Here is a 6900-nt window from a genome sequence, read left to right on the forward strand (position 1 = left end):
ACCGGTGGGGGCCATGGCGACCACGCCCATCACCGGCCGGCGCAGCGCGCCCGACCGCGTGCGCATCGCCGCGATCCGCGCCGAGGCCGAGATGGGCGCGCTGCCCGGCCCCGCCGCGCCGCGGATGGCCGCGCTGGCCGAATCGCTGTTCGGCAATCGCTGGCCGGTGGTGCCCGATGCGCTCGCCGCGGCCTTCATCAACACCAACCCGATCGCCCATGCCGCGCTGGTGCTGGCCAACGTCACGCGCATCGAGCAGCGCGAGGCCTGGGGCCAGTACGGGCTGATGACGCCCGCCGTGTGCCGGCTGATGGAAGCGCTCTGCGCCGAGCGCGACGCGCTCGCCGCGCGCTTCGGCCACCACCCGCCCAGCCTGGTCGAGGCGCTGCACCGCACCAACGGCGTCCCCCGCGGCCCCCTGCACGAGATGACGCGCGCCATCGAGCAGGGCCGCGGCGTCATCGCCGGCCCGACCGACATGGACACCCGCTACGTCACCGAGGACGTGCCCTATGGCCTCGCCTTCTACCTCGCGCTGGGGGCGGCGATCGGCCAGCCCATGCCGGTCACCGCGGCCACGGTGACGGTGATCGAGACGCTGTGGGGGCGGGGCCTGCGGGAGAATCCGCTGCTGGCCGGGCTCGACCTCGCGGACCTGCCCGCCGCGCTCAGTCGAGGCTGATCGCCAGCGGCGCGACCACCCGCGTCCAGCGCGCCAGGTCCTCGCGCAGCAGGGCGGCGAAGGCGGCCGGGTCGCTCGGCGCCGGCGTCGCGCCGAGCCCTTCGAGGCGGTCGCGCAGCGCCGCATCCTCCAGCGCGCGGGTGAAGGCCTCGCGCCAGAAGGCAATCGCGGCGGGCGGCGTGCCCGCGCGCACCGACAGCCCGGTCCAGATGCTGGCGGTGAAGCCCGGCACCGCCTGCTCGGTGAGCGTCGGCACCGCGGGCAGGCTCGGGAAGCGGCGTTCCCCGGTGGTGGCGAGCACGCGCAGCGCACCCCCGGAGAAGCCGAGCACCGAGGGCACCGAGACGAACATCAGGGCGATGCGCCCGGCCAGCAGGTCGTTGAAGGCCGCCGCCGCGCCGCGATAGGGCACGTGCTCCACGTTCAGCCGCTCGCGCGCCTTGAGGTCCTCCATGATCAGGTGGGTGTTGGTGCCGATGCCGGTCGAGGCATAGGGCAGCGGCGCGGGCGCGGCGCGCGCCAGCGCCATCAGCGCGGTGGCATCGGCGGCCGCGACGCCGGGCCCGGCCAGCAGCGCCACCGGGCTGTCGAGCAATTGCATCACCGGCGCCAGGTCGGCCTCGGGGTCATAGGGCATGCGCCGGCCGATCGCCTTCGGGATGGTGGTCTGCCCGGCGGTGGCCAGCAGCAGCGAAAGCCCGTCGGCCGGGCCGCGCGCCACCGCCTCCCCGCCCAGGATGCCGCCCGCCCCGGCGCGATTCTCGACGACCACCTGGTGACCGCCCGCGGCCTGGATCGCCTGGGCGAAAAGCCGGCCCAGCACGTCCTGCGAGCCGCCCGGGGCGAAGGGCACCACCAGCCTGGCCGGGCGATCCGGCGCCCAGGCGCCCTGCGCCAGCGCGGGGGCCGGGAGTGCGAGCGCGGCAAGCAGCGCGCGGCGGGGCAGGGGCATGGCGGGGCTCTCCTCGGGCCGCGCCAGTCTTGGCCTGCGGCGGGGCGCGCGCAATCCATCCGCGTCATGGGCGGCGCGCAGGCTTCACGGCGTCCTGCGTCATACGCAGGCTTCACGGCGTCCTGCGTCATACGCAGGCTTCACCGCAATGCCGCGAAGCCTTCATTGCCCCGCCATGCGTCGCGCGCTACCTGCTGCGCCATGGAAGCCGTCGCCCGTTCGCCCGAGGAAGCGCTGAAGCCGCGCCGTTTGCGCCGGCGCAACCCGCTGCGCTTCAGCCCCTGGATGCGCGGCGACGCCTGGGGCGACGTGATGGAACCCCGGCCGATCGGCGGGCGGGTGCGCGCGGTGCGCCGGATGGCCAGCGCGGCGATCTGGACGCTGCTCTCCATCCCGGTGCAGACGGTGCTGCTGCGGGTCGCACCCGGCAGCGCGCGGCGCTTCGCGCGCACCTACCACGCGATGCTCTGCCGGCTGATCGGGCTCAGGGTGCAGGTGGTCGGCGCGCCCGCCGCCTCGCCCTCCGTGCTCTATGTGTCGAACCATTCCTCCTGGCTCGATGTCCTGGTGCTGGGCGGCGTGCTCGAGGCCGCCTTCGTCTCCAAGGCCGAGGTCGGGACCTGGCCGGTGGTGGGCACGGTGGCGCGGCTCGGCCGCACGGTCTTCGTCAGCCGCACCCGCACCGGCACAGGGAAGGAGGCCGGGAGCATCGGCCAGCGACTTCAGGCGGGCGACAGCATCATCCTGTTCCCCGAGGGCACGTCGAACGACGGCACGCGGGTGCTGCCCTTCCGCTCCTCCTTCCTGTCGGTGGCGCAGGATGCGAAGCAGGTGCAGCCGGTCTCGCTGGTCTATGACCGGCTGGGCGGGCTGCCGGCCTGCCGGCGCGACCGGCCTTTCTTCGCCTGGTATGGCGACATGGACATCGCGACGCATTTCTGGCGGATCGCCCGGCGGTCCGGGGCGCGTGCGACGGTGCTGCTGCACGAACCGGCCGACCCGGCCGCCTTCCCGGACCGCAAGGCGCTGACGGCGGCGACCAGCGACGTGGTGGCCGAGGGCGCGGCGCTGCTGCGGCAGAACCGCCCGGTCGCCCCCCTGCGGCTGCGCCCGCCGGCCGGCTGATGCGGCGCGGCGCGCGGGCAACACCGCCTTCGCACCGGCGAGACGGCGCTTGACCCGACGCGACGCGCCCAGCCACGCTTCACCGCATGATTCGCTTCGGGCCGAAGGTCGCTTGACCCGCACCGCCCTGGTGCGCATGTCCGCCGCCAATCCCCCCGCGCCGCGCGGCGGGGCGAGCGGAGCCTGACCCCCGATGACCGACGCCACCCCCCGGAAGCGCCTGCTGATCCGCACCTGGGGCTGCCAGATGAACGTCTATGACAGCGCCCGCATGGCGGATGTGCTGGCCCCGCTCGGCTATGCGCCGACCGAGGCGGTGGAGGAGGCCGACATGGTCATCCTCAACACCTGCCACATCCGCGAGAAGGCGACGGAGAAGGTCTTCTCCGACCTCGGACGCCTGCGCGAGGCCAAGCGCGAGCGCGGCGGCGAGATGGTGATCGCGGTGGCCGGCTGCGTGGCCCAGGCCGAGGGTGCGGAGATCACCGCGCGCGCCCCCTGGGTGGACATCGTGCTCGGGCCGCAATCCTACCACCGGCTGCCGGAGATGGTGGCGCGCGCCTCCCGCGCCGCCGGTGCCGTGATCGAGACCGACTTCCCCGCCGAGGACAAGTTCGACCACCTGCCCGAGACGACCGCGCCGCAGGGTGTCACCGCCTTCCTGACCGTGCAGGAGGGCTGCGACAAGTTCTGCTCCTTCTGCGTGGTGCCCTATACGCGCGGGTCGGAATATTCCCGCCCGGCGGCGGCGATCGTCACCGAGGCCGAGCGCCTGGTCTCCCTGGGCGCGCGGGAACTCACGCTGCTTGGCCAGAACGTGAATGCCTGGCATGGCGAGGGACCGGACGGGCGTGCCTGGACGCTCGGGCGGCTGGTGCGGCGGCTGGCGGAGATCCCGGGGCTGGCGCGCATCCGCTATACCACCTCCCACCCGCGCGATATGGATGACGACCTGATCGCCGCCCATGGCGACACGCCGGCGCTGATGCCCTTCCTGCACCTGCCGGTGCAGTCCGGCTCCGACCGCATCCTGAAGGCCATGAACCGCGGGCACACGGCCGACGACTACCGCCGGCTGGTGGACCGCCTGCGCGCCGCGCGGCCGGACCTCGCGCTGTCCACCGACATCATCGCCGGGCATCCGGGCGAGAGCGAGGCCGACCACGCGGCCACCCTGGCGCTGATCCGTGACATCGGCTTCGCCCAGGCCTTCTCCTTCAAGTATTCGGCGCGCCCCGGCACGCCGGCCGCGACGATGGCCGGGCAGGTCGAGGAAGCCGTGAAGGACGCGCGCCTCGCCGAGATCCAGGCCCTGCTGCGCGACCAGCAGACGGCGTTCAACCGATCCCGCGCCGGCATGGTGGCCGATGTGCTGGTCACCGGCCCCGGGCGCCACCCCGGGCAGATGGCCGGGCGCACGCCCTGGCTGAACCCGGTGCATTTCGACGGCCCGGAAAGCCTCGCCGGGCAGGTCGTCCCGGTGAAGATCGTCGCCGGCAACCCCAATTCCCTCTCGGGCGTTCTCGCAGCGCCCGCCACGCCGTCAGCCAGGGAGAGACCAGCCGCTTGACCGCCACCCACAGCCTCGCCCTCCGCGCCGCCGACCCGCGCAGCCCGACCGAGCAGAGATCGGTCACGCTGCAATTCGACGACAATGTCCTGCTGGCCGCCCTGCACGGGGAACACGACCGGCACCTGGCGCGGATCGAGCAGGTGCTCGGCGTGCGCCTGGCCTCGCGCGGGAATCGCATCGCGATCTCGGGCGGGGCGGACCGGACGACGATGGCGGAGGCGGCGCTGCTGGCGCTGTGGAAACGGCTCGAACAGGGCCAGCATGTCGGCACCGCGGAGGTCGAGGCCGCGCTGCGCCTCGCCGAAGGCGCCGCCGAGCAGGGCGAACCCCGCCTGCCGCTGGCCGACCTGCCGGCGATCCGCACCCGCAAGGGCGCGATCGCCCCGCGATCCCCCGCCCAGGCCGCCTATATCGAGATGCTGGCGCGGCGCGAGATGGTCTTCGGCGTCGGCCCCGCCGGGACCGGCAAGACCTACCTCGCCGTGGCGCAGGGCGTCGCGCTGCTTCAATCGGGCCGGGTGGACCGCATCGTGCTGTCCCGCCCGGCGGTCGAGGCCGGGGAAAGGCTGGGCTTCCTGCCCGGCGACATGAAGGAGAAGGTCGATCCCTACCTGCGGCCCCTGTACGACGCGTTGCACGACATGCTGCCGGGCGAGCAGGTGAAGCGCCGGATCGATGCCGGGGAGATCGAGATCGCCCCGCTCGCCTTCATGCGAGGCCGGACGCTGGCGCACGCCTACTGCATCCTCGACGAGGCGCAGAACACCACCCCGGCCCAGATCAAGATGTTCCTCACCCGCATGGGGGAGGGGTCGCGCATGGTCGTCACCGGCGACCCGACCCAGGTGGACCTGCCCGCCGGCCAGCCTTCGGGACTGGCGGAGGCGCTGCGCATCCTCGAAGGGGTCGACGGAATCGGAGTCGCGAGATTCGCGGAGCGGGATGTGGTAAGGCATCCGCTGGTGGCCCGGATTGTCGCCGCCTATGGGCGGGCCGACGACCAGAACCGGGCGAAGAAGGAGAGGTATGGAACCGGGAAGTAGCCGTCCCGGCCCTCGTTGCGTTGACGGGGCTGGGTTTCGGAGCGGATCGCGGGAGATGGAGGACATCTCCGTGGTCCTGGCGGCGCCGGGCTGGCGCGCCGCCGTGAAGCGGCCCGAGGCGCTGGCGCGCCGGGCCGCCCGGGCGGCGCTGCGCGAAGCGGGGGCCGTTGGCGCGATGACCGTCCTGCTGGCCGACGATGCCGCGGTGAAGCGGCTGAACGGCACCCACCGGTCCAAGGCGAAGCCGACCAACGTGCTGTCCTTCCCGGCCGGCACCCCGGGGCATCTTGGCGATGTCGCCCTCGCCCTTGGCGTGGTGCGGCGCGAGGCGCGCGAGGGGGGCCGCCACGCCGCCGCCCACCTGGCCCACCTGGTCGCCCATGGCGCCCTGCACCTGGCCGGGCACGACCACATCGAGGCCGGCGACGCCCGTCGCATGGAACGCGCCGAGGCGCGCGTGATGCGCCGGCTCGGCCTGCCCAACCCGTGGCGGGGGGCGACATGAGCGACCTGTCCTCCAGACCGGGGCTGTTCTGGAAACTCCAGGGCATGCTGCGCCGCAAGGAGGCGGAATCGGTCCGCGACCGCGTCGGCGAACTCATCGAACGCCGCGAGGACAAGGGCGAGCACGACGGCGACGCGCTCGACGCCTCCGACCTCGACACGCACGAACGCGACCTGCTGTCCAACGTGCTGCGCCTGCGCGGCACAACCGCCTACGACGTCATGGTGCCGCGCGCCGACATCATGGCCATGCCCGAGGACCACACCCTCGAACAGGCGATCGCGCTGATCCAGAAGGACGGGCACAGCCGCTACCCGGTCTATCGCGAGAGCCTCGACGACATCGCCGGCATGGTCCACATCAAGGACGTCTTCGCCGCGGTGGGGAGGCCCGGCCCCTTCTCGCTGAAATCCATCGAGCGCAAGCCGCTGTTCGTCGTGCCGTCGATCCCGGTGCTCGACCTGCTGCTGCAGATGCGCCAGGCCCGCACCCACATGGCGCTCGTGGTGGACGAATACGGCGGCATCGACGGCCTGGTGACCATCGAGGACCTGGTCGAGACCATCGTGGGCGACATCTCCGACGAACACGACGAGGACGCCACGCCCCACATGACGGAACGCCCGGACGGGACGATCGAACTCGACGCCCGCATGCCGGTCGAAACCTTCGAGGCGAAACTGGGCCAGGTGCTGACCGACGAGGAACGCGCGGCCGACATCGACACGGTGGGCGGCCTGGTCTTCACCCTGGCCGGCCGCGTGCCGGCCAAGGGCGAGCTGGTCTCCCACCCCTCGGGCCTCGAGTTCCGCATCCTCGATGCCGACCCCCGCCGCATCCGCCGCCTGCGGGTGCGACGGCCCGGAACCCATCCCGCACGGGCGGCGGCCGAGTAGGCGCGAAGGGTGGAGTCGGGATGGCGTAGGGTGACCGGGGGGCCAGCCCCCCGGACCCCCCGCTGGGAGGCAACCGCCTCCCAGACCCTGGGTCAAATGGCCGGAAGGGAGGAGGGGCTCGTCG

7 protein-coding genes are annotated in these 6900 nt (G+C 73.3%); 6 read left to right on the plus strand and 1 reads right to left on the minus strand.

Annotated features, from left to right (window positions below; genetic code table 11):
• The coding region (locus HW578_RS20745) for an NAD/NADP octopine/nopaline dehydrogenase family protein (protein ID WP_232479169.1) at window positions 1–682 on the plus strand (682 nt) is incomplete at its 5' end.
• On the opposite strand, the gene HW578_RS20750 is transcribed toward HW578_RS20745, so the two are convergent.
• Window positions 669–1634 (minus strand): tripartite tricarboxylate transporter substrate binding protein, encoded by a 966-nt coding sequence (locus HW578_RS20750; RefSeq protein ID WP_198372620.1) that lies wholly within the window; start codon window positions 1632–1634, stop codon window positions 669–671. The two genes, HW578_RS20745 and HW578_RS20750, sit on opposite strands and share 14 nt — an antisense overlap.
• Window positions 1635–1835: 201 nt before the next feature.
• Here HW578_RS20750 and HW578_RS20755 point away from each other — a divergent pair, with 201 nt between their 5' ends.
• From HW578_RS20755 to HW578_RS20775, 5 genes are all read left to right on the plus strand, one after another.
• Window positions 1836–2759, plus strand: coding sequence for a lysophospholipid acyltransferase family protein (locus HW578_RS20755; RefSeq protein WP_198372621.1), 924 nt, complete (start codon window positions 1836–1838; stop codon window positions 2757–2759).
• A 193-nt stretch (window positions 2760–2952) separates the two neighbouring features.
• The gene (gene miaB / locus HW578_RS20760; RefSeq protein ID WP_198372622.1) at window positions 2953–4329 is read left to right on the plus strand and encodes a tRNA (N6-isopentenyl adenosine(37)-C2)-methylthiotransferase MiaB; all 1377 of its coding nucleotides are present in this window, start codon (window positions 2953–2955) and stop codon (window positions 4327–4329) included.
• On the plus strand, window positions 4326–5375 hold the full coding sequence (locus HW578_RS20765; protein WP_198372623.1) for a PhoH family protein: 1050 nt from the start codon (window positions 4326–4328) through the stop codon (window positions 5373–5375). Before miaB ends, HW578_RS20765 begins: the two co-directional genes overlap by 4 nt.
• Window positions 5376–5430: 55 nt before the next feature.
• Window positions 5431–5880 carry an rRNA maturation RNase YbeY gene (gene ybeY / locus HW578_RS20770; protein WP_198372624.1) on the plus strand — a complete coding sequence of 150 codons (450 nt, stop codon included), beginning with the start codon at window positions 5431–5433 and terminating at the stop codon, window positions 5878–5880.
• Window positions 5877–6776, plus strand: a complete 900-nt coding sequence (locus tag HW578_RS20775) for a hemolysin family protein (protein WP_198372625.1) — start codon at window positions 5877–5879, stop codon at window positions 6774–6776. The genes ybeY and HW578_RS20775 overlap by 4 nt, the downstream gene beginning before the upstream one ends.
• Window positions 6777–6900: the final 124 nt, after the last annotated feature.

The sequence above is a fragment of the Roseomonas rosulenta genome (assembly GCF_016106005.1).
In the GTDB taxonomy this organism is placed as follows: Bacteria; Pseudomonadota; Alphaproteobacteria; order Acetobacterales; family Acetobacteraceae; genus Neoroseomonas; species Neoroseomonas rosulenta.

Coding starts and splice junctions, on each gene's coding strand:
- HW578_RS20750 (WP_198372620.1), bottom strand. CDS start 1,634: ATGCCCCTGCCCCGCCGCGCGCTGCTTGCCGCGCTCGCACTCCCGGCC.
- ybeY (WP_198372624.1), top strand. CDS start 5,431: ATGGAGGACATCTCCGTGGTCCTGGCGGCGCCGGGCTGGCGCGCCGCC.
- HW578_RS20755 (WP_198372621.1), top strand. CDS start 1,836: ATGGAAGCCGTCGCCCGTTCGCCCGAGGAAGCGCTGAAGCCGCGCCGT.
- miaB (WP_198372622.1), top strand. CDS start 2,953: ATGACCGACGCCACCCCCCGGAAGCGCCTGCTGATCCGCACCTGGGGC.
- HW578_RS20775 (WP_198372625.1), top strand. CDS start 5,877: ATGAGCGACCTGTCCTCCAGACCGGGGCTGTTCTGGAAACTCCAGGGC.